The sequence below is a fragment of the Burkholderia puraquae genome (assembly GCF_002099195.1).
GTDB lineage: Bacteria > Pseudomonadota > Gammaproteobacteria > Burkholderiales > Burkholderiaceae > Burkholderia > Burkholderia puraquae.
Genome location: NZ_NBYX01000008.1, coordinates 280,203 through 306,283, shown reverse-complemented (window position 1 = coordinate 306,283; position 26,081 = coordinate 280,203). Strand labels below are relative to the sequence as shown.

Annotated in this window: 25 protein-coding genes and 1 pseudogene; 21 read left to right on the top strand and 5 right to left on the bottom strand. The window is 68.1% G+C overall.

All coding sequences use genetic code 11. The features are described from left to right. The first annotated feature begins 21 nt into the window (after positions 1-21). The 7 genes from B7G54_RS18325 (at position 22) to B7G54_RS18295 (ending at position 8,330) form a co-directional block, all read left to right on the top strand. On the top strand, positions 22-1,005 hold the full coding sequence (locus B7G54_RS18325; protein WP_085040340.1) for an ABC transporter permease subunit: 984 nt from the start codon (positions 22-24) through the stop codon (positions 1,003-1,005). Further along, positions 1,002-1,943, top strand: a complete 942-nt coding sequence (locus B7G54_RS18320; RefSeq protein ID WP_085040339.1) for an ABC transporter permease subunit — start codon at positions 1,002-1,004, stop codon at positions 1,941-1,943. The genes B7G54_RS18325 and B7G54_RS18320 overlap by 4 nt, the downstream gene beginning before the upstream one ends. Positions 1,944-1,964: 21 nt before the next feature. Beyond that, a complete protein-coding gene (locus B7G54_RS18315; protein WP_085040338.1) occupies positions 1,965-3,581 on the top strand; it encodes a DUF3138 family protein in 1,617 nt (538 codons plus the stop codon). Between the two features lie 26 nt (positions 3,582-3,607). Next, a complete protein-coding gene (locus B7G54_RS18310) occupies positions 3,608-4,900 on the top strand; it encodes an NAD(P)/FAD-dependent oxidoreductase (protein WP_085040337.1) in 1,293 nt (430 codons plus the stop codon). Positions 4,901-4,971: 71 nt separating this feature from the next. Continuing rightward, positions 4,972-5,352 carry a cupin domain-containing protein gene (locus B7G54_RS18305; protein WP_085040336.1) on the top strand — a complete coding sequence of 127 codons (381 nt, stop codon included), beginning with the start codon at positions 4,972-4,974 and terminating at the stop codon, positions 5,350-5,352. A gap of 46 nt (positions 5,353-5,398) precedes the next feature. Continuing rightward, the gene (locus B7G54_RS18300) at positions 5,399-6,814 is read left to right on the top strand and encodes an amidase family protein (protein ID WP_085040335.1); all 1,416 of its coding nucleotides are present in this window, start codon (positions 5,399-5,401) and stop codon (positions 6,812-6,814) included. 25 nt (positions 6,815-6,839) lie between these two features. After that, positions 6,840-8,330, top strand: a complete 1,491-nt coding sequence (locus B7G54_RS18295) for an aldehyde dehydrogenase (RefSeq protein WP_085040334.1) — start codon at positions 6,840-6,842, stop codon at positions 8,328-8,330. A 51-nt stretch (positions 8,331-8,381) separates the two neighbouring features. On the opposite strand, the gene B7G54_RS18290 is transcribed toward B7G54_RS18295, so the two are convergent. From B7G54_RS18290 to B7G54_RS18280, 3 genes and pseudogenes are all read right to left on the bottom strand, one after another. Beyond that, positions 8,382-8,894, bottom strand: coding sequence for a DUF4262 domain-containing protein (locus B7G54_RS18290; RefSeq protein ID WP_085040333.1), 513 nt, complete (start codon positions 8,892-8,894; stop codon positions 8,382-8,384). Between the two features lie 124 nt (positions 8,895-9,018). Next, positions 9,019-10,872, bottom strand: a complete 1,854-nt coding sequence (locus B7G54_RS18285; protein ID WP_085040332.1) for an ABC transporter ATP-binding protein — start codon at positions 10,870-10,872, stop codon at positions 9,019-9,021. A 98-nt stretch (positions 10,873-10,970) separates the two neighbouring features. After that, positions 10,971-11,429: pseudogene (locus tag B7G54_RS18280) on the bottom strand (alpha/beta fold hydrolase); the annotation flags it as partial. Here B7G54_RS18280 and B7G54_RS18275 point away from each other — a divergent pair. The 7 genes from B7G54_RS18275 to B7G54_RS18245 all read left to right on the top strand — a co-directional run bounded on the left by B7G54_RS18275 (position 11,317) and on the right by B7G54_RS18245 (position 16,431). Then, positions 11,317-11,931 (top strand): TetR/AcrR family transcriptional regulator, encoded by a 615-nt coding sequence (locus B7G54_RS18275; protein WP_085040331.1) that lies wholly within the window; start codon positions 11,317-11,319, stop codon positions 11,929-11,931. The pseudogene B7G54_RS18280 and the gene B7G54_RS18275 sit on opposite strands and share 113 nt — an antisense overlap. Before the next feature lie 146 nt (positions 11,932-12,077). Continuing rightward, positions 12,078-12,644 (top strand): TetR/AcrR family transcriptional regulator, encoded by a 567-nt coding sequence (locus B7G54_RS18270; RefSeq protein WP_085040330.1) that lies wholly within the window; start codon positions 12,078-12,080, stop codon positions 12,642-12,644. Positions 12,645-12,871: 227 nt separating this feature from the next. Continuing rightward, on the top strand, positions 12,872-13,297 hold the full coding sequence (locus tag B7G54_RS18265; RefSeq protein ID WP_085040329.1) for an organic hydroperoxide resistance protein: 426 nt from the start codon (positions 12,872-12,874) through the stop codon (positions 13,295-13,297). Between the two features lie 65 nt (positions 13,298-13,362). After that, positions 13,363-14,397: an alpha/beta hydrolase gene (locus B7G54_RS18260; protein ID WP_085040328.1), complete on the top strand. Its 1,035-nt coding sequence runs from the start codon at positions 13,363-13,365 to the stop codon at positions 14,395-14,397. A 395-nt stretch (positions 14,398-14,792) separates the two neighbouring features. Next, positions 14,793-15,164, top strand: coding sequence for a CidA/LrgA family protein (locus B7G54_RS18255; protein ID WP_069249856.1), 372 nt, complete (start codon positions 14,793-14,795; stop codon positions 15,162-15,164). Continuing rightward, on the top strand, positions 15,161-15,895 hold the full coding sequence (locus B7G54_RS18250) for an LrgB family protein (RefSeq protein ID WP_085040327.1): 735 nt from the start codon (positions 15,161-15,163) through the stop codon (positions 15,893-15,895). The genes B7G54_RS18255 and B7G54_RS18250 overlap by 4 nt, the downstream gene beginning before the upstream one ends. Before the next feature lie 230 nt (positions 15,896-16,125). Continuing rightward, entirely contained in the window at positions 16,126-16,431 is a 306-nt protein-coding gene (locus B7G54_RS18245) for a hypothetical protein (RefSeq protein ID WP_069249854.1), read from the top strand. A 90-nt stretch (positions 16,432-16,521) separates the two neighbouring features. Here the strand turns inward: B7G54_RS18245 and wrbA are convergent, their stop codons facing one another. Beyond that, positions 16,522-17,124 carry an NAD(P)H:quinone oxidoreductase gene (gene wrbA / locus B7G54_RS18240; protein ID WP_085040326.1) on the bottom strand — a complete coding sequence of 201 codons (603 nt, stop codon included), beginning with the start codon at positions 17,122-17,124 and terminating at the stop codon, positions 16,522-16,524. Between the two features lie 61 nt (positions 17,125-17,185). Further along, positions 17,186-17,911, bottom strand: coding sequence for a pirin family protein (locus tag B7G54_RS18235; protein ID WP_085040325.1), 726 nt, complete (start codon positions 17,909-17,911; stop codon positions 17,186-17,188). Between the two features lie 128 nt (positions 17,912-18,039). Between B7G54_RS18235 and B7G54_RS18230 the strand changes: the two genes are divergently transcribed. The 7 genes from B7G54_RS18230 (at position 18,040) to B7G54_RS18200 (ending at position 26,046) form a co-directional block, all read left to right on the top strand. After that, positions 18,040-18,957: a LysR family transcriptional regulator gene (locus tag B7G54_RS18230; RefSeq protein WP_085040324.1), complete on the top strand. Its 918-nt coding sequence runs from the start codon at positions 18,040-18,042 to the stop codon at positions 18,955-18,957. Between the two features lie 94 nt (positions 18,958-19,051). Then, positions 19,052-20,173 carry a Fic family protein gene (locus tag B7G54_RS18225; protein WP_208864963.1) on the top strand — a complete coding sequence of 374 codons (1,122 nt, stop codon included), beginning with the start codon at positions 19,052-19,054 and terminating at the stop codon, positions 20,171-20,173. A 268-nt stretch (positions 20,174-20,441) separates the two neighbouring features. Then, the gene (locus B7G54_RS18220; protein WP_085040323.1) at positions 20,442-20,639 is read left to right on the top strand and encodes a DUF3311 domain-containing protein; all 198 of its coding nucleotides are present in this window, start codon (positions 20,442-20,444) and stop codon (positions 20,637-20,639) included. A gap of 84 nt (positions 20,640-20,723) precedes the next feature. Beyond that, positions 20,724-22,118 (top strand): sodium:solute symporter family protein, encoded by a 1,395-nt coding sequence (locus B7G54_RS18215; RefSeq protein WP_085040322.1) that lies wholly within the window; start codon positions 20,724-20,726, stop codon positions 22,116-22,118. A 36-nt stretch (positions 22,119-22,154) separates the two neighbouring features. Beyond that, a complete protein-coding gene (locus B7G54_RS18210) occupies positions 22,155-23,822 on the top strand; it encodes an amidohydrolase (protein ID WP_085040321.1) in 1,668 nt (555 codons plus the stop codon). Then, positions 23,819-24,844 (top strand): CobW family GTP-binding protein, encoded by a 1,026-nt coding sequence (locus B7G54_RS18205; RefSeq protein WP_085040320.1) that lies wholly within the window; start codon positions 23,819-23,821, stop codon positions 24,842-24,844. The genes B7G54_RS18210 and B7G54_RS18205 overlap by 4 nt, the downstream gene beginning before the upstream one ends. Before the next feature lie 131 nt (positions 24,845-24,975). Then, entirely contained in the window at positions 24,976-26,046 is a 1,071-nt protein-coding gene (locus B7G54_RS18200) for a lysozyme inhibitor LprI family protein (RefSeq protein ID WP_244289373.1), read from the top strand. The last annotated feature ends 35 nt before the right edge of the window (positions 26,047-26,081 follow it).

Sequence of the window (26,081 nt, the reverse complement as noted above, 5' to 3'; positions counted from 1 at the left end):
TGACGCAATGAGGGCGACGCGATGAGAACCTCTGCTTCCACGCCCTCCACGCCGGTGTCGACCGGCGCCGCGAGCGCCGGCGCGGGCCGCGCCCGCCCGGGCCGCTTCGCCGCGCTGTCGCGCTTCTTGCCGTCGGGCCGCAGCGTCGCGATCGGCGTGCCGTTCCTGTGGCTCGCGGTGTTCTTCGCGCTGCCGTTCGTGCTGGTGCTGAAGATCAGCTTCGCCGACCCGATGCTCGGCATCCCGCCGTACACCGCACTCGCGCGGCTGGAGGCGGGCACCGTGCAGGTCGTGCTGTCGCTGAAGCATTACGCGCTGCTGCTGCAGGACGACCTTTACCTGAACACCTACGTCAGCTCGCTGAAAATGGCCGCCGCGTCGACGCTGATGTGCCTGCTGGCCGGCTATCCGATCGCGTACTGCATCGCGCGTGCGGCGCCGGCGCGCCGCAACCTGCTGATGATGGCCGTGATGCTGCCGTTCTGGACGTCGTTCCTGATCCGCGTCTACGCATGGGTCGGGATCATGAAGGACGACGGCCTGCTGAACCACGTGCTCGCAGCGCTCGGCGTAATCGCGACACCGCTGCGCCTGTATCACACCGACGCGGGCGTCTACATCGGGATGGTCTATTCGTACCTGCCGTTCATGGTGATGCCGCTGTACGCGCACCTCGTGAAGATGGATCTCACGCTGCTCGAGGCCGCGAACGATCTCGGCGCAACGCCGTGGTCCGCGTTCTGGCGCATCACGCTGCCGCTGTCGCGCAACGGTATCGTCGCGGGCAGCCTGCTCGTGTTCATCCCGGCGGTGGGCGAATACGTGATCCCCGAGCTGCTCGGCGGCGCGAACACGCTGATGCTCGGCCGCGTGATGTGGGACGAGTTCTTCAACAACATGGACTGGCCGATGGCGTCCGCGGTGACGGTGACGATGGTGCTGCTGCTGCTCGTGCCGATGGCGCTGCTCCATTACAGCCAGACCGAAGCGGAGGCCAGGCCATGACCCGAGCGAATCGCATCCTGTCCGCGTGCGTGCTGGGCGCGGGCTTCCTGTTCCTGTACATCCCGATCGTCAGCCTGGTCGTGTACTCGTTCAACGCGTCGAAGCTGGTGACGGTGTGGTCGGGCTTCTCGCTGAAGTGGTACGGCGCGTTATTGCACGACGGCGAACTGCTCGCGGCCGCGTGGCTGTCGCTGAAGATCGCGCTGCTGACGGCGACCGCGTCGGTCGCGATCGGCACCTGGGCCGGCTTCGTGCTCGCCCGCATGGGGCGCTTTCGCGGCTTCACGCTGTATGCCGCGATGATCAACGCGCCGCTGGTGATTCCGGAAGTGATCCAGGGCATCTCGCTGCTGCTGCTGTTCGTCGCGATGCAGCAGACCTTCGGCTGGCCCGCCGGGCGTGGCTGGCTGACGATCTGGGTCGGCCACGTGATGCTGTGCCTGTCGTTCGTCGCGGTGATCGTGCAGTCGCGCGTGAAGGAACTCGATCGCTCGATCGAGGAAGCCGCGCTGGATCTTGGCGCGCGGCCGTGGAAGGTGTTCTTCGTGATCACGCTGCCGCTGATCGCGCAGGCGCTGGTGTCCGGCTGGCTGCTCGCGTTCACGGTGTCGATCGACGACGTGATCCTGTCCGCGTTCCTGTCGGGCCCCGGGTCGACGACGCTGCCGCTCGTCGTGTTCTCGCGCGTGCGGCTCGGGCTCAACCCGGAGATGAATGCGCTCGCCACGGTGTTCATCACGGTGGTGACGATCGGCGTCGTCGTCGTGAATCGCGCAATGCTGTCCCGCGAGCGGCGGCAGGCGCGCGACGCGCGTACGTGGCGGGCGTCATCCGGGCCCGAGGTATCCGTCCCCCCCGCGTCGCCGTCCGTCCTGCCGCCCGCGCGCCAGCCGGCCGCGCCGCCGCTGCACGACCGCATCCCGCATCCCACGAAGTGACGAACGACCAGGAGACATTCCATGAAAAAGAAGATGCTCTGCGCGCTGATCGCCGGAGCGCTGCCGGGGCTGGCTGCGGCGAACGCGAGCACCGACCAGATCCGGACGCTGCAGCAGCAGATCGCGGTGCTGCAACGGCAGATGAGCGCGCTGCAATCGCAGCTCGCCGCGAAGCCTTCGGCCGCACCGGCTGCGTCTAATGTGTCGAACGCGTCGAACGCGTCGAACGCGTCGAACGCGGCGAACGCGGCGAACGCGGCGAACGGCGCGGTGGCCGACCCGTCCGCACCCGGCTACGGACAGGCGCCCGCCGTGCTGACCAACGACGACGTGTCGGAAATCCGGCAGCAGGTCGCGAACCAGCAACTGAAGGTCGATTCGCTGACGGATGCCGCGCGCACGGGCCCGATCGCGGGGCTGTCGGTGACGGGCTACCTCGACCCGACCTACGTGTACAACCGGGGCGCGGGCACGTCGTCGTTCCAGTTCGCGAACCACGAGAACGCGTACACCTACTACAACAGCACGTTCGGCGACGTATTCCTCGACATCAAGAAGACGTTCGGTGTCGGCCCGACCGCACCGTCCGCGGAAATCACGCTGATGCCGAACCGCGGCGCGGGCCTGTCGATGATGACGGGCAGCGGCGCGAGCGGGCTCGATATCGTGAACACGGCGATCGTCACGGTGCCGCTGTCGGGGACGACGTCGCTCGTCGGCGGGCTCGTGCTCGGCTTCGGCGGCTACGAGTACCAGCAGTCGAGCCAGATGCTCACGCTCACGCATAACCTGCTGTACGACTTCTCCGACCCGGGCTCGTCGATCGGCGCGGGCATCAACTACCAGAGCGCGGACGGCCACTGGGCGTGGAAGTTCTTCGTCGGCAACGAGCAGTTCCGCAGCGCGGGCGCGGTCACGCAGACGGGCGTCAACGCGCTCGGCGACCCGATCACGACGAGCAACAAGGTGCCGACCTTCACCGCGCGCGTCGACTACATGCACGGCAGCGCGCTCGACCTCGGCGGCTCGATCAACGTCGGCCGCCAGACGCTGCCGAGCGCCGTCGATCCGGCGACCGGCAACGTGCGCTACGGCGTCGGCGGCAATGCGCCGAGCGCGTACGGCGCGTTCTTCTTCGGCGAAGCCGATGCGACCTACACGGTGGCCGACGCGCAGTACAACGCGGAACTCGACTACGGCCAGCAGCAGCACGGCGCGTTCAACGGCGGGCTCGCGCAGTGGTTCGGGCTGTCGCTGCTCGCGCACCGCAAGTTCAACGCGCCGGTGGTCGGCCGCATGGGCGCGACGCTGCGCTACGACCTGCTCGTGAACCGGAAGAACGGCGGGGGCGGGTCGTCGATCGGCCTGAACGGCAACGGGATGGATCCGAACAACGGCTTCGGCATCGACGCGGATTGCCTCGCGCAGTCGAAGGCGAACGGCGGCGTCGGATTCGACTGCAAGGGCGCGACGCGGCAGGCGGCGGCGTTCGACCTGCTGTTCTACCCGACCCAGCAGGTGACGGTGAAGGTCGAATACCGGCACGACTGGGCGAGCAACAAGGTTTTCCTGCGTCACGACGGGTCGTATGCGAAGTCGAACGACCTGCTCGCGACCCAACTCATCTACGCGTTCTGACGCGACGCCGTTCGCGAGTCTCACCTATGCTCAAGTTCAAGAACCAGCAACATGTTCAGTCGTACTATGCAGCGACGGCCAACGACCGGGAGCGCCATGCGGCGCTCGACGGGGCCGTGAGCGCCGACGTATGCGTGATCGGCGGCGGGCTGACCGGCCTGTCAGCGGCGCTCGATCTTGCCGAGCGCGGCCATTCGGTCGTGCTCGTCGAGGCGTCGAAGATCGGCTGGGGCGCAAGCGGGCGCAACGGCGGCCAGCTGATCGCCGGGTACTCGTGCGACATCGATACGTTCTCGGCCCATCTGCCGGAAGACGACGTGCGGCGCGTATGGGCGATGGGGCTGGAGTCGATCGACCTCGTCAGGCAGCGGGTCGAGCGGCACGGCATCGATTGCGACCTGACCTTCGGCTACCTGACCGCCGCGAACAAGCCGCGCCATCTCGACGCGCTGCGCGCGTGGCGCGATGCCGCGGCGCGCCGCTTCGGCTATCGCGGCTACGAATTCGTCGAGCGCGCCGACATGCATCGCTTCGTCGCATCGGACCGTTACGTCGGCGGCCTCCGCTACGAAGGCAGCGGCCACCTGCATCCGCTGAACTACACGCTCGGCCTTGCACGGGCGGCGCGCGAAGCCGGCGTGACGATCCACGAGGACACGCCCGCGCTCGCGCTCGATCGCGCCGCGCCGTACCACCGCGTCCGGTGCGCGCGCGGGCACGTGGATGCCCGCCATGTCGTGCTGGCGTGCAATGCGTATCTCGGGCAGCTGGCGCCGTCGGTCGCGCGCAAGATCATCCCCGTCGCGACCTACCTGATCGCAACGGAGCCGCTCGGCGACGCGCGCGCGGCCGAGACGATGCCGGCCGATGCGGCGATCAGCGACTGCAATGCGGCGCTCGACTATTTCCGGCTGACGCGCGACCGCCGGCTGCTGTGGGGCGGCAAGGCAAGCAGCTCGACGAACACGCCGCGCGACCTCGCGGCCGCGATGCGGCGCGACATGCTGAAGACGTTCCCGCAGCTGGCTGACGTGCGGATCGACTACGCGTGGGGCGGCCTGATCGACGCAACGATGAATCGCGCGCCGCATTTCGGCCGGCTCGAGCCGACCGTGTATTTCGCGCAGGGCTTTTCCGGGCACGGCGTCAACGTGACGGGCCTCGCGGGGCGGCTGATCGCGGAAGCGATCGATGCGCAGGCCACGCGCTTCGACCTGTTCGGCCGGATTCGCCATCGCGACTTTCCGGGCGGGCGCGTGCTGCGCACGCCGATGCTGGCGCTCGCGATGACCTGGCACCGGATGATGGACCTGCTCTGACCCGCGCGGGGCGGCTCGCCCGTCCGCGCGGCACCGAAACGTTTCGAACCACTCATGCCCTGGAGGCACTTATGACCAACATCACGCATCTCGTCGACCTGATGCGGGCACCGGCGAAGCTCACGCAGAGCCGCGTGCCCAGCGGGCTGCTGCTCGACGGCAATCCGCTGCAGACGCTGTCGCATCACTACATCAGCCCGTGCGGGCAGTTCAGCTGCGGGTTCTGGGAGTGCACGCCCGGCCGCTGGACGATCGAGTATGACGAGTCGGAGTATTGCGAGATGCTGAGCGGCGTCGCGATCGTGCGCGACGCGGACGGCCGCGAGCGCGTGTTGCGCGCGGGCGACCGGTTCGTGATCCCGCCGGGTTTTCGCGGCACGTGGGAAGTCGTCGAAACATGCCGCAAGATCTATGCGTCGCACGCACCGCAGGCCGAACAGCCGGGCGCGTAACGCGCGCCGGTTCAGGACAACCATCGAGATCAACGAGGAGCAACCCATGACCCAGGAATTGTGGCGTCTCAGTGCAGCCGAGATGGCCGAGCGCGTCGCGCGTCGAGACGTGTCTGCCACCGAACTCACGCGCAGCTGCCTGCAGCGGCTTGAAACGGTGAACCCCGTCATCAACGCGATCGTCGACGTGATGGCCGACAGCGCGTTGCGGGCCGCGTCCGATGCCGATGCCGCGATCGCGTGTGGCGCACCGGTCGGCCCGCTGCACGGCGTGCCGGTGACCGTGAAGATCAACGTCGACACGGCTGGATACGCGACGACCAACGGCGTGCGCGCGTTTTCCGACCTCGTCGCAAAGGAGGACAGCCCGGTGACTGCGAACCTGCGCAAGGCCGGCGCGATCGTGATCGGGCGCAGCAATGCGCCGGCGTTTTCGTATCGCTGGTTCACCGACAACGACGTGCACGGCCGCACGTCGAATCCGTGGGACCCGTCGCTGACGCCGGGCGGTTCCAGCGGCGGTGCCGCCGCGGCCGTGGCGGCCGGTATCGGCGCGATCGCGCACGGCAACGACCTGGGCGGCTCGATCCGCTACCCGGCCTACGCGTGCGGCGTCGCCGGGCTGCGGCCCAGCACCGGGCGCGTGCCGGCGTACAACGCAACGCAGTCGAAGGACCGCACGCTCGCGGTTCAGCTCGCATCCGTCCAGGGGCCGCTCGCGCGCACGGTCGGCGATCTGCGGCTCGCGCTCGGTGCGATGGCGGCAGGCGACGCGCGCGACGCATGGTGGATGCCGGTCGCGCCGAATGCCCAGGAAGCCGTGTTCCCCGCGCGCGTGGCCGTGTGCCCGACGCTGCCGGGCGTGCCGTCCGATCCGGTGGTGGTCGACGCGATCCGGCAGGCCGCGCGCTGGCTCGAGGAGGCCGGCTGCATCGTCGAGGAAGCGGAGCCGCCGCGGATCGCCGAAGCGTGCGAACTGTGGCTGGACCTGGTGACCAACGAAGCGCGCAGCGGCCTCGGCGACGTGATCATGCAGCACGGCGACGCGGCGATCCGTACCGCGTTCGCGAGCCAGCGCCATCTCGCGACGCCGCTGGATCTCGAGGGCTACATGAACGGCCTGGCGCGGCGTACCGCGCTGCTGCGCGACTGGCAGCAATTCTTCGTGCGCTATCCGCTGCTGCTGATGCCGGTGTCGTGCGCGCAGCCGTTCGCGATCGACGCCGACCAGCACGGCGACGACGCGATGCGCGCGATCGTCGACCGGCAGGGGCCGCTGCTCGCGACCGCGCTGCTCGGGCTGCCGGGGCTGTCGGTGCCGACCGGTATCCGCGATGGCGTGCCGACCGGCGTGCAGCTCGTCGCCGGACGCTTTCAGGAAGCACTGTGTCTCGCAGCAGGCGAAGCGATCGAGGCGCGTGCGGGCATCTTTACGCCGATCGATCCGGTCACCGGGTCGTGATGCGCAATCTTTCACGAGGAAACGCATGAATCAATCGACATTCGAAGACTGGCAAGCCCGCGCGGCCGTGCTGCGGATCGAGGGGCGAGCGTTCATCGACGGCGAGGCGCGCCACGCGCAAACCGGCGCGACCTTCGCCTGCGTGAGCCCCATCGACGGTTGCGTGCTCGCGCACGTGGCCGATTGCGGCGCCGACGACGTCGACCTCGCGGTGGCGGCCGCACGCCGCGCGTTCGACGCGCGGCGCTGGGCCGGCATGAGCCCGCGCGCCCGCAAGGCGGTGCTGCAGCGCTGGGCCGCGCTGATGCGCGAGCACCTCGACGAGCTCGCGCTGCTCGAGACGCTCGACACCGGCAAGCCGATCGCCGATACCACGGCGATCGACGTGCCGGCCGCCGCGCATTGCGTCGACTGGTATGCGGAAGCGATCGACAAGGTCGGCGGCGAAGTCGCGCCGGTCGACCATCACCTGGTCGGGCTCGTCACACGCGAGCCGATCGGCGTCGTCGCGGCCGTCGTGCCGTGGAATTTCCCGCTGCTGATGGCCGCCTGGAAATTTGCGCCGGCGCTCGCGGCCGGCAACAGCGTCGTGCTCAAGCCGTCGGAGAAATCGCCGCTCACCGCGCTCCGCGTCGCGCAGCTCGCGTGCGACGCCGGCATGCCGCCCGGCGTGTTCAGCGTCGTGCCGGGCGGTGCGGAGCCGGGCAGGGCGCTCGCGCTGCATCGCGACGTCGACTGCATCGCGTTTACGGGGTCGACGCGTACGGGGCAGCAGATCATGGCGTGCGCCGCGCAGTCGAACCTGAAGCGCGTGTGGCTCGAACTCGGCGGCAAGTCGCCGAACATCGTGCTGCGCGATTGCCCCGATCTCGACCGCGCCGCGCAGGCGGCCGCCGACGCGATTTTCTTCAACATGGGCGAAGTGTGCACGGCCGGCTCGCGCCTGCTCGTGCATCGCGACATCAGGGACGCATTCGTCGCGAAGCTGGTCGACGCGTCGCGGCGCTTCGCACCCGGGCATCCGCTCGATCCGTCGGTGACGATGGGGGCGATCGTCGATCGCATGCAGCTCGATCGTGTGATGGGGTATATCGGTGCCGGTCGCGACGAAGGTCGCCTCGTGACAGGCGGCGCACGCGTACGCGAGGAGACGGGCGGGTTCTACGTCGAGCCGACCGTGTTCGAGGTGAAGCCCGATGCGAAGATCGCGCGCGAGGAGATTTTCGGGCCCGTGCTGTCGGTGATCGTGTTCGACGATGTCGACGAGGCCGTGCGGATCGCCAACGACACGGACTACGGGCTGGCCGCGGCCGTCTGGTCGGCCGATCTCTCGACCGCGCATGCCGTGGCGAGGCGGCTGCGCGCGGGCACCGTGTGGGTCAACTGCTACGGCGACGGCAGCGACGACCTGAACTTCCCGTTCGGCGGTTACAAGCAGTCGGGCAACGGTCGCGACAAGTCGCTGCATGCGCTCGACAAGTACACCGAGCTGAAGTCGACGATCGTGCGGTTGTAATCTTGAACGGCGCGGCACGCTGGCGGCGTGCCGCGCGATCCGGTGCCCAGGTCAGCGTCGATCGCCGCCCGATACGAACAGGCGCGGCTGTGCGGCATTCAACGCGTCGTCCGCTTCCGGCTGCCACGGGAAGATCCCGTCGCGGTCGGGCCACAGCAGCTGGACGCAGGGAAAGGCGTCGTTGCCGTAGAACCAGCGGTTCCAGCCGAGATGGGCTTCGTAGTGTGCTTGTTCGACCGGCATGAGGAGCGCGTTCGCGTTGCTGTACACGGATGCCGTGACTTCGCCGACCGGAGGCGGCGTGCCGGCCGCGACCATCCGGTAGATGTCCCACAGCACGTCATGGACGATGCGTGCCGGCAACGAGAACACGATGATTTCCGGAAAACCGTGGTTGACCCACAGCCCGGTCGTGAACGAGAACCCGGGTTCGCTCCCTTCCGCGAACACTTCCGTGCGGAACCACCCGTGCTGGCGAATCTGGTTCACGAATCGCCGCTCGTCTTCGTCGAGCACCGAATCGGGCGCGTCGAGCGCGGTGGCGATATCCGGTTGCGTGGTCATAGGGGCTCCCTGGATCTGCGTCGGGCGACAGGACGCTGGGCGACGGCACCCGGCCGGCAGGAAAGCGACCGCGGCCGAAATCGCCGCCGATCGCTGAGCCGCCATGTTGCCACAGCGGTTCCGCCTACTGCTCCGCCTTCTCCACATCCGCCGTTTCACCGAGGAATCCGCCGCTCTGGTGCGCCCACAGCGCCGCATAGATGCCGCCGGCCTGCAGCAGCTGCTGATGCGTGCCTTCCTCGACGATGCGCCCTTCGTCGAGCACGATCAGCCGGTCCATCGCCGCGATGGTCGACAGCCGGTGCGCGATCGCGATTACCGTCTTGCCGTGCATCAGGCCGTCGAGGCTGCGCTGGATCGCGACTTCGACCTCGGAATCGAGCGCGCTGGTTGCTTCGTCGAGCACGAGGATCGGCGCGTCCTTGAGCATCACGCGCGCGATCGCGACGCGCTGCCGCTGGCCGCCCGACAGCTTCACGCCGCGTTCGCCGACCTCGACGTCATAGCCGCTGCGTCCGTGGCGGTCGCGCAGCCGGTCGATGAACTCGGACGCTTCCGCGCGCACGGCCGCGTCGCGCATCTCGCGCTCGGTCGCGTCGGGGCGCCCGTACAGCAGGTTCTCGCGCATCGTCCGGTGCAGCAGCGACGTATCCTGCGTGACCATCCCGATCGCAGCGCGCAGGCTGTCCTGCGTCACGTGCGCGATGTCCTGCCCGTCGATCCGGATCGTGCCGCCGCCCACGTCGTAGAAGCGCAGCAGCAGGTTCACGAGCGTCGACTTGCCGGCGCCCGAGCGGCCGATCAGGCCGATCCGCTCGCCGGGCCGGATCGTCAGGTTCAGCCCGTCGAACACCGCGCGATCGTTGTCCTCGTGCGCGAACTGCACGTTGTCGAACACGATCCCGCCGCGCTGCACCGCAAGCGGCTTCGCGTCGGGCGCGTCGACCACGCTGTGCACCTTCGTCAGCGTGTTGATGCCGTCCTGGATCGTGCCGACGTTCTCGAACAGCTCGGTCATTTCCCACATGATCCAGTGCGAATAGCTCGACAGGCGCAGCGCCATCGCGATCACCGCCGCGACGACGCCCGCGCTTGCCTCGCCGTGCATCCACAGAACCAGCGCGAGGCCGGTCGAGCCGACCAGCAGCAGCGTCGACAGCAGGTGATTGACGACCTCGAACGCGCTGACGAGCCGCATCTGCGCGTCGCCGGTCGCCTTGAACGCCTCCATCGCGCGGCGCGCATGGTCGGCTTCGCGCCGCGTGTGCGAGAACAGCTTCACGGTCGTGATGTTCGAATACGCGTCGGTGATGCGGCCCGTCATCAGCGCGCGCGCATCGGCCTGGCGGCTGCCGACGGCACCGAGGCGCGGCACGAAATACGCGCACGCCAGGCCGTAGCCGAGCGCCCACAGCGCGAGCGGGATCATCAGCCGCCAGTCGAAGCTGGCCGCGAGCGCGAGGATGCCGATCAGGTACGCGGCGACGCCGATCACGACGTCGACCGACATGAACAGCGCATCGCGCACCGCGAGCGCGGTCTGCATGATCTTGGTCGTCACGCGGCCGGCGAACTCGTTCGCGTAGAACGACAGGCTCTGGTCGAGCATCAGCCGGTGAAACAGCCAGCGCAGCCGCATCGGGAAGTTGATCGCGAGCACCTGGTGCTTGACCATCGTATGCAGCGCGATCAGTAGCGTACTCCCGGCGAGGATCGCCGCGAAACCGGCGAGCGTGCCGAAGTGCCGGCCGCCGAACTCAGCCGGCGTCGCGGACGCGAGCCAGTCGACCACGCGGCCCATCATCGCGAACAGTGCGGCTTCGTACGCGGCCAGCGCGGCCGACGTCAGCGCGATCAGCAGGACCCAGCTGCGCGCGCCTTTCGTGCACGCCCAGACGAACGAGAAGAATCCCTTCGGCGGCGTGGCGGGATCTTCGAGCGGGAAAGTCGGCAGGCGCCGTTCAAACCACGAAAACATTGAAACCTCTCCTTGATGCGGCCACGCCAGCCGGCGCGGCCCGTATTGCCCGTTTCATGCGCGACGCCTTCGAAGGCGACGCCGTGTTGCACACGTGTTCACTGCGCCCGGATCCACGCTTCGATCGGCCCGAGCGTGCCCGGTGCATAGGCATCGCGCCCGAGCACCGTGTACAGCCACTGCTTCCACGTCGGCCAGTCGGACTCGAGCTGGTAGTCGAACCAGCCGACGCGCAGCAGCGCATGCGTCGCACCGGGCACGACCACCACGCGCCGGTCGGGCCGGTTCGCGAACGCATGCGTGTACGTGTTCGCCTCGTCCACCGGGTCGACATTGCGATCCTGCGCGCCCCACACGGCCAGCACCGGCCCCTGCATCGTCGCGAGCGCCTGTGATGCGTCTTCCAGGTAGTTGCGCGCGATGAAGCCGAAGCGGCGCGGCTCGATGTCCGGGCGTAGGCGCGGATCGGCCGGCACGTCCGCCTGGCCGAAGATCGCGTCGTTGGCGCGTCGCTCGGCGGCCAGTGTCGCATCGATTCGATCCGGCTGCAGGCCGGTTTCCACGGCCGCGATCTGCAAGGCGGCCGGCGTGAGCCCCGGCAACCTGTTCCACTATTTCCCGACGAAGGCGGCGACCATCGACGCAGTCGCGCAGGAGGATCAGCGCGAGATGGCCGACCGGTTCGCGCGGCATGCGGACGCCGACAATGCGCTGACCGCGATCGAGGAGATTGCGCTGGCATGGATGGAATCGTCGAGCGATCCCGTCTATGCGCGCATCAGCGTCGAGACCGCGGCGGAGGCAACGCGCAATCCGGATGTCGCCGCGCTGTTCGCAGTGAACGAGGCGCAGGTGAAAGGACGCCTGGTTGCGCTGATCAAGCGCGGCGTCGCGCAAGGGGAGATCGACGGCAGCCTGAAGCCCGATCTCGTCGCGACCTGGCTGCTCGCGCTCGCGGAAGGCGCGGCCGGGCGCGTCGTGTTCGAGCCGGGGTTCAAGCCGCGCGCGCACCGGGCGATGCTGCGGACGATCATTCAGCGGAAGTTGAAGCCGCAGTAAACGTGGCGGCGCCGGTTCGACGCGCGCCGGGTTCGGGCGCGATCCGAACCGGTTGCGCGGATTGGGCGGCGAGCGCGGGCAGATCGCGCATCGCGCCCTTAAAAAACCCCTTGACTGTCTATCTATGAGTAGATAAAGTTCACTCCATGGAAACGAAACCGACCGTCCGCGAACAGATTCTCGACCACGCGATCACGCTGATGATGCAGCGCGGTTACAACGGCTTCAGCTATCGAGACTTGTCCGACTTGGTGGGCGTGAAGACGTCGAGCATCCACTACTACTTCCCGTCGAAGGACGATCTGGTACTGGAAGCGGTGGCGGCCTACAGCGACGAAGTCCTCGCGGACGTGCGGGCGATCGATCCGGCGCTGCCGGCCGACGTGAAGCTGAGCCTGTACACGAAGATGTTCGGCCGCACGCTGGGAGACGGCAACCTGATCTGCCTGTGCGGGATGCTCGCGTCCGACATCGAAACGCTGCCGGAGAACGTTCGGCAGGCGGTGCAGGCGTTCTTCACGGCCAACGAGCGCTGGCTCGCAGAATTGCTGGCGCAAGGCGCGAAGGAAGGCACGCTGCAGTTCAGCGGCGAGCCGGACACGGCGGCGCGCACGCTGTACGCGGCGTTCCAGGGCAGCGTGCTGGCCAGCCGGCTGTTTCATACGCGGGCGCGTCTCGAGGATGTCGAGGCCGTCTGGAAAGCGCGGCCCTGACGGGCGGCGCGCGAGCGGTGGGGCGGTTCGCCGCCCTTTTATTGAATCTTGTTATCTATCATGTAGTAGATAGATGGCTGGCGCAGAGGAATCGATCCTCTGCATTTTTTGGGGATGTTTATCTATCTATGAGTAGATAAACAAATGCGAAGCCGGCGAAGAAGCCGCCGGCACGCGGTTCCCGGTTCGAAGGCTGTTTCATTCATTTGCTGAAAAAGGAGTCTGTCATGTCGATCGAAAAAGTGCTGTACCGCGCCCATGCAAAAGCCACCGGCGGCCGTGACGGCCGTGCGACGGTGCCCGAAAGCGGCCTCGACCTGAAGCTGACCACGCCGCGCGAACTCGGCGGCGCGGGCGGTGCGGGCGCGAACCCCGAGCAACTGTTCGCCGCCGGCTACAGCGCGTGCTTCATCGGCGCGATGAAGTTCGTCGCGGCGCGCGACAAGATCGCGATCCCCGCGGACGCCGCGATCGAAGGCAGCGTCGGCATCGGCGCGATCCCGAACGGCTTCGGCATCGAAGTCGAACTGAAGATCTCGCTGCCGGGCCTCGATCGCGATGTCGCGCAAACGCTGATCGACCGCGCGCACCTCGTGTGTCCGTACTCGAACGCGACGCGCGGCAACATCGACGTCACGCTCACGCTCGCCTGATCGTACGCATTCCGAATAATTAATCGTCACATCGTCATTCACAGGTTGAGCCAAGGAGTTACATCATGAAGATCGTCAAGCCGCTGCTGATCGCTGCCGCCGTCGCCGCCGCACTGTCCGCCACGACCACCGCGTTCGCCGCCGGCGCCGAAGCCGTCCGGCCCGATGCGACGACGAGCGCGTTCCTCGCCGCGCTGAACGGCCAGAAAGGCCCGGGCCTCGAAACGCTGAGCCCCGCGAAGGCGCGCCAGGTGCTGGTCGACGCGCAGAACGGCACGAAGGTCGACCTGTCGGGCATCGACGTGTCGAACCGCACGATCGAACAGGACGGCTTGTCCGTGCCGGTCACGATCGTCCGCCCGCAAGGCGCGACGGGCGCGCTGCCGGTGTTCATGTTCATTCACGGCGGCGGCTGGGTGCTCGGAGATTTCCCGACGCACGAGCGCCTCGTGCGCGACCTCGTCGTGCAATCGGGCGCCGTCGCGGTGTTCGTGAACTACACGCCGTCGCCGGAAGCGCATTACCCGGTCGCGATCAACCAGGCATATGCGGCAACGAAGTGGGTGGCCGCGCATGGCGCGGAGATCGGTGTCGACGGCAGCCGCCTCGCGGTGGTCGGCAACAGCGTCGGCGGGAACATGGCGGCCGTGGTGGCGCTGATGGCGAAGGACAAGGGCGGCCCCGCGATCCGCTTCCAGGGGCTGATGTGGCCGGTCACCGACCACAACTTCAACACGGGTTCGTACAACGCATACCAGGAGGGTCATTTCCTGACGCGGCCGCTGATGAAGTGGTTCTGGGACGCCTATACGAAGAACGAAGCGCAACGCAACGAGATCTACGCGTCGCCGCTGCGCGCGAGCACCGCGCAGCTGAAGGGCCTGCCGCCCGCGCTGATCCAGGTCGCGCAGTTCGACGTGCTGCGTGACGAAGGCGAAGCGTATGGCCGCAAGCTCGATGCGGCCGGTGTCGAGGCAACGACCACGCGTTACGATGGCACGATCCACGATTTCGGCCTGCTGAACGCACTGGCCACGGATGCGCCAACGAAGGCCGCGACGAAGGCGATGGCGAACGAGATCGCGACGCGGCTGAAGTAACGCGGCGGGTTCGCACTCGCGCTATCCCTGCGGCAGTGGGGGTGGGGCGGCGCGGGTGCGGATGACGAAGCGGCGGGCAAATGCCCGCCTTTGTTGCATGCCGCGGGCAAGCCGGGCGAATGGGCCGGCCTGCACACCGCACACCGCACACCGCGACCTTCCGCGATTTCCGTCCCAGTTCAGCAACACGTTCCCCTTCGCGAACCGCGCCGCATCGCCGGCTTCGCGCTGTGCTGCACATCGTGGCGTTGGCCGCTCGCGTCGTACGCGCTGGCGCCCCGCCCCGCGGGCATTGTTGGTACGATCGCGCGTATCGTCCACGCCGGCGCGGCCATCCGCCGGCCATCGGTCGCGCGGCCGCACGGCAGCGCAGCCACGTTCGGGAGAAGCGTTTCATGCTGCAGGCGTTCGCGGTCTTGCTGACCTTCCAGTGTCTCGGGGAAGGCGTGTCCTATCTGTTCGGCCTGCCGGTGCCGGGCCCCGTGATCGGCATGTTGCTGCTGTTCGGCTTCGTGATGCTGCGCCCGCAGGTGGCCGACGCGATCGAGCCGACCGCGCTCGAGTTGCTGCGGCACCTGTCGCTGCTGTTCGTGCCGGCCGGCGTCGGCATCATGGTGTCGGCCGACCGCGTGCGCGGCGATGCGGTCGCGGTCGTCGTCGCGCTGGCCGTCAGCACCACGCTCGCGATCGCCGTGACGGCGCTCGTCACGCGTGCGCTGCTTCGCCGCCAGCGGCGTGCGGGCGGCGCGGCGGAGGGTACGCAATGACGGCCTTCCCGAAGCTCGGCGCGATCTGGGTCTATCTCGCCGCGAGCCCGTTGCTGGGCCTGACCATCACGCTGATCGCCTATTTGCTCGCGCAGGCCGTCTACGCGCGGGCGCGCTTCAACCCGCTCGCGAACCCGGTGCTGATCGCGGTTGCGCTGATCGTCGTGCTGCTGACGATCACGCATACGCCGTACCCGACATATTTCGAAGGTGCGCAGTTCGTCCACTTCCTGCTCGGCCCCGCGACCGTCGCGCTCGCGCTGCCGCTGTACCGCCAGTGGTCGAAGCTGCGCCGCGCCGCGGTGCCGCTGCTGGTCGGCCTGCTCGCGGGTTCGCTGACCGCGATCGTGTCGGCGGTCGGCATCGCGGCGCTGTTCGGCGCGTCGCACCAGACGATCGCGTCGCTCGCGCCAAAATCGGCGACGACGCCGATCGCGATGGCCGTCGCGGCGGAAATCGGCGGGATTCCGTCGCTCACCGCCGTGCTCGTGATCTCGACCGGAATCTTCGGGGCCGTGTGCGCGCGCGGAATCCTCAACGCACTGCGCGTCGACGAACCGGCCGTGCGCGGGTTTGCGCTCGGCGTCGCGTCGCACGGGATCGGCACCGCGCGCGCGTTTCAGGTCAGCGAGGAGGCCGGCGCGTTCGCCGGGCTCGGGATGGGGCTGAACGGCGTGCTGACGGCCTTCGTCGTGCCGATCCTGCTGCCGGTGCTGTCGCGCTGGGTCTGAGCGCCGGCCGGGCCAGGCCGGGTTATCGGTTTCCCTGATGGCGCAGGCGAGGCGCCGGAACGGCGGCGTGCGCGGTGTGTACGTATCGTTGCCGTTATCAGGAGAATTCAGGAACGCACACGGACAACTGAATACTGATCGGCTAACGTTGCAACGGCGCCGATGTCGCAAGCGATCGTGTGCGCGCCGGTGTCCGACCCATTATCAACAATCGACAAGGAGATCCGGCCATGAAGCAGTCTCGCGTGGTTTCAGTGGCAGTAGCAGTAACGGCGTCGTTCGGTCTGCTGTTGACCGCCGCGCCGGCGGCATACGCGCAGGATCCGGCGTCCGCGCCGACGCAGAAGCAGCTCGACAAGGCGCAGAAGAAGGCCGCCCGCAAGGCCGCCCGGGCGCGGCACGCGTCGGACCTGAAGGCGATCGGAACGGGCAGCGGCTACCGGCTGACCAACGACCAGAGCAACTATCCGCAGAACGCCGCGCAGAAGGCGCCCGCGACGAAGGCGGCGCCGGCCGCGCCGGCGTCGGGGCAGTAACGGCCGGGTCGGGGCACAGCGCAAACGGCGCCGGATCGACCGGCGCCGTTCGCGCGTGCGCGGGGCTGCCCGAACTGCCAGGCCGGCGCGTTACGACGCGAGCTTGCTCGCGAGTTCCGCGACGTGCTTGCCCTGGTAGCGCGCGATGTCGAGCTCGTTCGCGCTCGGCTGGCGGCTGCCGTCCGCGCCCGCGAGCGTGGTCGCGCCGTACGGCGTGCCGCCGGTGATTTCGTTCATGTTGACGAGGCCGCTGCACGCATACGGCACGCCCACGATCACCATCCCGTGGTGGAGCAGCGTCGTGTGGAACGACGTGATCGTCGTTTCCTGGCCGCCGTGCTGCGTGCCGGTCGACGCGAACACGCTGCCGATCTTGCCGACGAGCGCACCCTTCATCCACAGGCCGCCGGTCTGGTCGAGGAACGTGCGCATCTGGCCGGCCATGTTGCCGAAGCGGGTCGGCGTGCCGAAGATGATCGCATCGTAGTCGGCGAGCTCGTCCACCGTCGCGACCGGTGCAGCCTGGTCGACCTTCACGCCGATCGCGCGGGCCTGGTCGGCGGGGATCGTTTCCGGCACGCGCTTGAGCGTGACCTCGACGCCCGCCACCGATTGCGCGCCTTCCGCGATGTGCTGCGCCATCGTTTCGACGTGCCCGTAGGACGAGTAGTAAAGAACGAGTACCTTGGCCATGTTGCGAATCTCCGATTAAAAGGGCCCCGCGTTCAGCGGGGCCCGGTTTCCCGAACGGGCTTTATGCCCACTCGGCCGTTACTTCGACCGGACGCAGGTCGAACACCAGCACTTCGGCATCCTTCCCGTCGGCGAACGTCAGCGCCTGTTCGTCGCGAATGCGCACGCCGTCGCCTTCGCCGAGCGTCACGCCGTTGACCGTCACGCTGCCGCGTGCCACGTGCACGTAAGCAAAGCGGTTCGGCGCCAGTTCCAGCGTCGCGCGTTCAGCGCCGTCGAACAGGCCCGCGTAGATCCGCGTGTCCTGCCGGATCTTCAGCGAACCGGCGTCGCCGTTCGGTGAGACGACGAGCGCGAGCTTGCCGCGCTTGTCGTCGGCCGTGACGTTCGTCTGCTGATAACGCGGCTCGGCACCCTTTTCGGCCGGCCCGACCCAGATCTGCAGGAAGTGGACCGGCAGTTCCGGCGAGTGGTTGAACTCGCTGTGGCGCACGCCGGTGCCCGCGCTCATCAGCTGCACGTCGCCCGGCACGATCACCGAACCGGTGCCCATCGAGTCCTTGTGTTCCAGCGCGCCGTCGAGCACGTACGACAGGATTTCCATGTCGCGGTGCGGGTGCGTGCCGAAGCCGCGGCCCGGTGCGACGCGGTCGTCGTTGATCACCAGCAGGTCGGAGAAGCCGACTTGCTTCGGATCGTAGTAATTCGCGAACGAAAACGTATGACGGGAGCTGAGCCAGCCATGCTCCGCACGGCCACGTTGGTTTGCTGCACGGGTTTCGATCATGATTTTTGTTCCTCAAGACGCCGGACCTCGGAAGTGAGCCCGGCCGTTCGTTGAGATGAATCTTAGGTCAATCGATTTGACAAATAAATGGCTGTAGAGATAATGACTGTCGCTATGGAGTGGACAATATGGAACTCAACGATCTCAGGATCTTCGTCGCGACGGTCGATGCGGGCAGCTTCACGGCGGCGGCCGACCAGCTGATGCTGTCCAAGCAGTTCGTCAGCCGGCGCACGATGGCGCTGGAGGCGTCGCTCGGCGTGCGGCTGCTGCACCGGAACACGCGCAACCTCGCGGTGACCGAATCGGGGCAGGAGTTCTATGCGCGCGCGCAGCGGATCCTCGCGGAGATCGCCGACGCCGAGCAGGCGATGTCGGTGCGCAGCACCGAGCTGCACGGGTCGCTGAAAATCAGCGCGCCGCTGTCGTTCGGGATCACGCACGTGTCGCCGCTGATCGCCGCATTCCTGTCCGCGCACCCGGCCGTGCGGCTGAACCTCGACCTGACCGACCGGCGCGTCGACCTGATCGGCGAGGGCTTCGATCTCGTGCTGCGGATCGGCTCGCTCGAGGATTCGACGCTGATCGCGCGCCCGCTCGGCGCGTGGCGGATGATCGCGTGTGCGAGCCCCGCCTACCTGAAGCGGCAGGGCACGCCGCAGACGCCGGCCGATCTCGCCAGCCATACGTGCGTGCTGTACGGTCGCGAGCGGCGCATCGGCTGGGAATTTCGCGTCGACGGCGTGGCGCGCACGTTCGACGTGCAGGGGCCGCTCGTCGCGAACAACGGCGAAGTGGTGCGCGACGCGGCGATCGCGGGGCTCGGCATCGCGCTGCTGCCGGATTTCATCGTCGGCGCGGCGCTCGACAGCGGCGCGCTCGTGCCGGTGCTCGACGCGTATGCGCCGTCGCCGATCACGCTCAATGCGGTGTTTCCGCAGCATCGGGAAGGGTTCGTCACGCTGCGCACGTTCATCGGGTTTCTCGCGGAACGGCTCGGCGAGGCTGCGCCGGCGGGGAAGGGCGGAGCCGGGCGGGCGCGGTAACGGACGGGGTTGCGGGGAATGCGGGTGCCATTCTCCGCAGAATGTGCGGAGAATATTGAGTCATGCGGTGAATCGGTGGGATAATCTCCGCATCATGAGCGGAGATTACACCTGCATCTGGGAGTCGGCCGACTGGCCCACGTGGCGCTTCGACCTCCCTGCACTGGCGACGCCACTCGCCGACGTCAGTCGTGCGCAAGGCATGCTGGCCGGGCGGCTGGCGGATGTCGGCCTGGCGTTGCGCGACGAGGCCAGTCTGGCCGCGCTGACGGAAGACGTCGTCAAGACGAGCGCCATCGAGGGTGAAAGCCTGAACGTGGCGTCGGTCCGGTCGTCGATCGCGCGCCGGCTCGGGGTCGATATCGGCGCGCTGGCGCCGGTCGATCGTCACGTCGAGGGCGTGGTCGACATGGTGCTGGATGCGACGACCCATGCGGCGGCGCCGGTCACGGACGCCCGTCTGTTCGGGTGGCATGCGGCGCTGTTTCCGACCGGCTACTCGGGGATGTCGCGGATCACGGTCGGCGGCTGGCGCACCGACGCCACCGGGCCGATGCAGGTCGTGTCCGGTCCGATCGGCCGGCAGCGCGTGCATTTCGAGGCGCCGCCCGCCGCGCGCCTCGCCGGCGAGATCGCGCGCTTTCTCGCGTGGCTCAATGCCGCACCGGTCGAGCCCTTGCTGATCCGGGCCGGCCTCGCTCACCTGTGGTTCGTCACGCTCCATCCGTTCGACGACGGCAACGGCCGGATTGCGCGCGCGCTCGGGGATCTGGTCCTCGCGCGCGCCGACCGCAGTCCGCAGCGCTTCTACAGCCTGTCCGCGCAAATCCAGCGCGAGCGCAACGCGTATTACGACGTGCTGGAGCGGACGCAGCGCGGCTCGCTCGACGTCACGGAATGGCTCGCGTGGTTCCTGACCGCGCTCGGCCGGGCCATCGATCATGCGCACACGACGCTCGACGCGGTGCTGGTGAAAGCGCGCTTCTGGCAACGCCGTGCCGGTTTCGCGATGAACGAACGCCAGGTGAAGGTCATGAATCGCCTACTCGACGGCTTCGAGGGGAAGCTGACTTCCACCAAGTGGGCGGCGCTGGCGAAGTGCTCGCAAGACACCGCGCTGCGGGACATCACGGAGCTCGTCGAGCACGGCGTGCTGCGCCGTTCGTCGTCCGGCGGCCGGAGCACGAGTTACGAGCTGATGCCGGTCGACGGCTGACGCCGGCTCGGGTCATGGCCGGTGGGCGTTGGCCGCGACGGAGCGAGGTCGCGTTGCCGCTTCGATCGTTGCCGCGTTGCCGCGTTGACCGGGCAGCACCGGACCGCGCCGGGCAGTGGACCACTGGCCCAAGCGATTACTCGCGTCTGGCACTATCCCGCGTCTTTTTGTCTTCGAATACTGGATTCGACGCCGGATGTCGACCAGGCGACATCGGTCGCCGCCGCGTACACCCCTTTCGCACGAACCCGCTTTCGAGGAGACACGCATGCTCAGGTACCTGATCGGCATCGGTATTCCGTATCTCGGCGTGATCGGCGTGCTGCCCTGGGCGGCCGCGCAGGATCGCTACGTGCTGGGTGTGCCGTTCATCTTCATGTGGATCTTCGCGTGGTTCGTGCTGACGTCCGGCTGCCTGTTCGCGTGCTGGATGCTGTTCGACCGCCGCGCGAGCGGCGCCGCCTAGCGCACGCATCCGTTTCCTGCGGACTGCCGGCCGCCCGCGCTTTCCGGCGAACCCTACGCATTCCTTTCCTTCGCAGAGGTGCGCATGTCCACGGTCGTCTTCGCCGCGCTGATCGCGCTGTCGCTCTATCTCGCCATCCGGTCCGGCCGCGGCCGCGGCCAGCAGAGCGTGCATGACTTCTTCGTCGCGTCGCGCCAGTTCGGCACGGCGCTCGTGTTCTTCCTGACCGCCGGCGAGATCTACAGCATCGGCACGATGGTCGGCTTCCCCGGCGGCATCTACGCGAAAGGGCCGACCTACGGCGTGTGGTTCCTCGGCTACATCCTGCTCGCCTACCCGATCGGCTATTTCGTCGGCCCGAAGATCTGGGAGGCCGGCAAGCGCCACAACGCGATCACGCTGCCCGACCTGTTCAAGGGCCACTACCGCAGCCGCGGGCTCGAGCTTGTCGTTGCGTGCGCATCGATCCTGTTCCTGATCCCATGGGGGCAGTTGCAGTTCACCGGGCTCGTCGCGGCGCTGAAGGGGCTCGGCTGGCACGTCGAGCCGCTGTACCTGATCCTCGTGTGCGCGGCGCTCGCGTTCACCTATATCGCGATCTCCGGCGTGCGTGCGTCGGCGTATATCGCGATCCTGAAGGACATCCTGATGCTGCTCGCGATCGTCGTGACGGGCGTGGCCGTCGCGTGGCAGGTCGGCGGCGTGCATCCGGTGTTCGACGCCGCGAGCCGGCAGGTCAGCAACACGATGAGCGGATCGCAGCTGCGCTTCTCGATGAGCACGATGCTGTTCCAGTCGCTCGGCTTCTACCTGATGCCGTTCGCCGCGCAGAATTTCTTCACCGCGCGCGGGCCGAACGCGATCCGGCGCACGCAGGTCGTGATGCCGCTGTACATGCTGATGTATCCGTTCCTCGTGATCGCGTCGTATTACGCGATCACCGCGAAGCTGACGCTCGCGTCGCCGAACGACGCGTTCTTCGCCGCCGTCACGCACCTGCTGCCCGGCTGGCTGATCGGCCTCGTCGCGGCCGGCGCCGCGCTGTCGGGGCTGCTCGTGCTGGCCGGCATCTGTCTCGCGATCGGGCCGATCGTCACGCGCAACCTGATGCCGAACCTGCCCGAGTCGCGCCAGAAGCGCGCGGCGAAATATGTGATCGTCGGCTACCTGCTGCTGTCGATCGCGACCACGATGCTCACGCCGAACCTGATGCTGACGCTGATCAACACCACGTACTACGGCGTCACGCAGTTCCTGCCGGGCGTGCTGATCCTGCTCGCGGGGCGCCGGGTGCGGCCCGTCGCGGTCGGGGCCGGGATGATCTGCGGCCAGGTGCTCGCGATGATCTTCTACATGTTCCACGTCGACTTTGGCGGCATCAACCTCGGCCTCGTGTGCCTCGTCGTCAACGTGCTCGTCGTCGCGGCCGTGCATGTGATGCTGCACGGCCGTCCCGTGAAGCAATACGCCGTATCCTGACGCATCGGCGTTCCGCCGCAAGGAGAACCGCATCCCATGCCAGCATCCGCAATCCCGGCCGCGCCCGTGACGGTGTTCACGGCGCGCCGCATCCTGACGATGAACCCGGCGCAGCCGTCGGCCACGCACGTCGCCGTGCGCGACGGCCGCATCCTCGCGGTCGGCGATGCCGCCGACGCCGCCACGTGGCACGCGCGGTTCGGCGCGTGCACGCCCGACGACACGCTGCGCGACAAGGTGCTGATGCCGGGGCTTGTCGAAGGGCATTGCCACCTGATGGAAGGCGCGATGTGGGATGCCGTGTACGTCGGCTACTACGACCGGCGCGGCCCCGACGGCACGCTTTGGCCAGGGCTGCGCTCGCTCGACGCGGTGCTCGAACGGCTCGCGGAAGCCGAGCGCGCGATGACCGACGACGGGCCGCTGCTCGCGTGGGGCTTCGATCCGATCTTCTTCGGCACCGCGCGGCTGACCGCGCACGAACTCGACCGCGTGTCGGCGCAGCGGCCGATCGCGATCCTGCATGCGAGCGTGCACCTGATGAACGTGAACGGCGCGATGCTCGCGCGCGGGGGCATCGACGAGGACACCGACATCGACGGCGTGACGCGCGACGCCGACGGCCGCCCGACCGGCGAGTTGCAGGAGTTCGCGGCGATGCTGCCGGTCTACCAGACGATCGGCGGCAAGCTCGCGATTTCCGCGAGCGAGAAACCGCACGCGGTCTGGAATTTCGGGCGCGTCGCGCAGCTCGCGGGCGTGACGACGGCCACGGATCTCGTCAACGACCTGTCGGCCGACGGCAACCGCACGCTGCACGAAGTCACCGCCGATCCGGACTATCCGGTGCGGATCGTGCCGGCGTTCGCGCCGCAGCGCAATCCGGCGCGCTCGGCCGACAGCGTGCTCGCGGAGATCGAACGCAATACCGACAAGCTGCATTTCGGGCCCGTGAAGTTCATCGTCGACGGCTCGATCCAGGGCTTCACCGCGCGCGTGCGCTGGCCCGGTTATGCGGGCGGGCAGCCGAACGGGCTGTGGCTGATTCCGCCGGCACAGCTCGTCGACGTGTTTGAGCCGTTCCATCGCGCGGGGCTGCAACTGCACGTGCATACCAACGGCGACGAAGCGACCGACGTCGCGCTCGATGCGATGGCGACGCTGCTCGCGCGCCATCCGCGCCCCGATCACCGCCATACGCTGCAGCATTGCCAGATGGCGGACGCGGCACAGTTGAAGCGCATTCGCGCGCTCGGGATGTGCGTGAACTTCTTCGCGAACCATCTGTACTACTGGGGCGATGCGCATTACAGCCAGACCATCGGCCCCGATCGCGCGAACCGGATGGATGCGGCCGGCTCCGCGCGGCGGCTCGGCATTCCGTTCGCGCTGCATTCGGATGCGCCGATCACGCCGCTGAATCCGTTGTTTACCGCATGGTGCGCGGTGCAGCGCGAGACGGCGTCGGGGCGCGTGCTGGGCGAAGGCGAGCGGCTGGCAGTCGACGATGCGCTGCATGCGATCACGCTCGGCGCGGCGTATACGTTGCGAATGGATCATCTCGTCGGCAGCGTCGAGATCGGCAAGTTCGCGGATTTCGCGGTGCTCGACGACGATCCGTCGGTATGTGCGCCCGCCCGCCTGAAGGAACTCGCGGTGTGGGGCACCGTGCTCGGCGGCCGCGTGTTCCGGTCGCCGCGATGAGCACGCAGGTTGCACCCGCTGCTCTCGCGCTCGGGCCGATCGACCTCGCGGTGATCGGCGGCTATCTCGGCGCGGGCAAGACGACGCTCGTCAACGCGATCCTGCAGGCGCCGCATGGCCGGCGCATCGCGGTGCTCGTCAACGATTTCGGTGCGGTGAACATCGATGCGCGCCTCGTGCGTGCGCGCGGCGACGACATGATCGAACTCGACAACGGCTGCATCTGCTGCACGATCGGCGGCGCGCTCGTCGATGCGCTGACGCGCGTCGCGACGCGCGACGTGCGGCCCGACCTGCTGCTCGTCGAAGCGAGCGGCGTGGCCGATCCTGCGAAGATCGCGCAGATCGGGCTGTTGAACGGTGCCTTCCGGCTGACGTCGGTGCTCGTCGTTGCCGATGCGCTTGCGTGGCGCGATACGCTCGCCGATCCGCTCGTCGGCGCGATGGCGCAGCGCCAGCTCGACGGTGCGGGCGCGATCGTCGTGACCAAGCTCGACTGCGTTGCGCCGGCACAGCGCGATGCGGTGCTCGACGACGTGCGAGCATGTGCACCGACCGATATTGTCGTCGCCGCGCGGCATGGCGAGATTCCGCTCGCGCTGCTGTTCGACGCGGGCGTGCCCGATCGCCGCAGCATGCCGGATATCGTGCGTGCGCACCGGCCGATCGGACATAGCGCGATGCCGGCGTTCGCGAGCGTCACCGTCGCCGCGCCGGACGTGCTCGACAAGGCGCGGCTGCGTGCGTGGCTGAAGGCGTTGCCGCGCACGATCCTGCGCGCGAAGGGCATCGTGCGCGTGGCCGATGCGGACGGCGCGGTCGCCACGCGCGTCTGCCAGGTCGCCGCGCGGCGCATCCGCTTCTCGTCGATGGAAGACGAAGGGCTGTCGGCGCACGAAGGAGAGGGGGTGATGGTGTTCATCGGGTTCATCGATGCCGCCGGGGAGGCCGCATTGCGTAATGGCATCGTGCAATGCAGCGTGGCCGCCTCGACGGTTGCGCTGACATCGAACGTCGATTGATCGGCGTAGCGCATTCGGGTTAGGCTTCGGCGAGCAACGGCATGCGCCGCATGCCGGGCCGGGTGTTTCTACCCCGAATGCTGCGTGCCGGTAGCTTCTACAGGCGCGCGATCCAGCGACGAGCCAAGCCGATGACCATCCAGAACCGATCGAATGCGCGCGGGCAAACCGCGAATCCCGCCCGTGGTGCATCGCACCTGCATCTGCGAGCCGTCGCGGCTGCTGCGCTGCTGACGCTGCTGCCGGCCGCCGCGCATGCCGCCGGCTTCGACTGCGCGAAAGCCGCTTCGCCAACCGAGAAGACGATCTGCGGGGACGCCGCGCTGTCGAAGCTCGACGGCGGCCTCGCGGCGGCGTGGAAGCAGGCACTCGCGAAAGGCGGCGATACGGCCGCGCTGAAGGCCGCACAGTTGAAGTGGCTCAAGCAGCGCGACCAGTGCGGCGCCGATGCGCAGTGCCTGGGCGACCGCTACCGCGAACGGCTCGCGAGCCTGAACGGCAAGCCGCTGGCCGCCGACCGCTGGCAGCAGACGTGGTACATGACGAGCGACAACCCGTCGTTCGGCGGCGTGCTGACGTTCACCGGCACACCGCCGCGCCTGCATTTCGAATTGGGCGGCAACAACGGCGCGAATACGGGCGGGCTCGACGGCGACATCGTGCTGCACGGCGACAGCGGCACTTACCGCAAGGACAAGTGCCGGCTCGACTTCGAACGGAAGGGCGGACGCATCGGTGTCGCGCAACACGGCGCGGATTTCGATTGCGGTGCCGGCGCGGGCGTCTCCTACGGCGGCGAGTATGTGACCGCGTCGCAGTTCCAGGCCAGGCCGGCTGCCGACCTGCTGAGCCTCAAGGTCGTTGCCGACGCGACGCAGAACGCGACCGCGCACAAGTTGCTCGGCGCGGATTACCAGACGCTCGTCGACAACGTCAATTACAGCGCCGACGAGAAGGATCTCGACGGCCTCAACGCGCGCGTGACGTCGTACTGGGTGCGCGGCATCGCGACGACGAACGCGGCGATCGTGATGCGCCGCGGTAACGAGCTGTGGATCGGGCTGCTCGTGTTCGACGCGCAGAACAACGTGAGGATGCGCTATTACACGAACGTGCCGGCGTGGAAGAAAACCGTGCCGAAGACCATCCTCGCGTGGCACGACAATCTCGACAAGACGCTGCCAACCGACGTGATGCAGTGACGAGCGGGCCGGGCAGCCGAAGCCGCCCGGCGCGT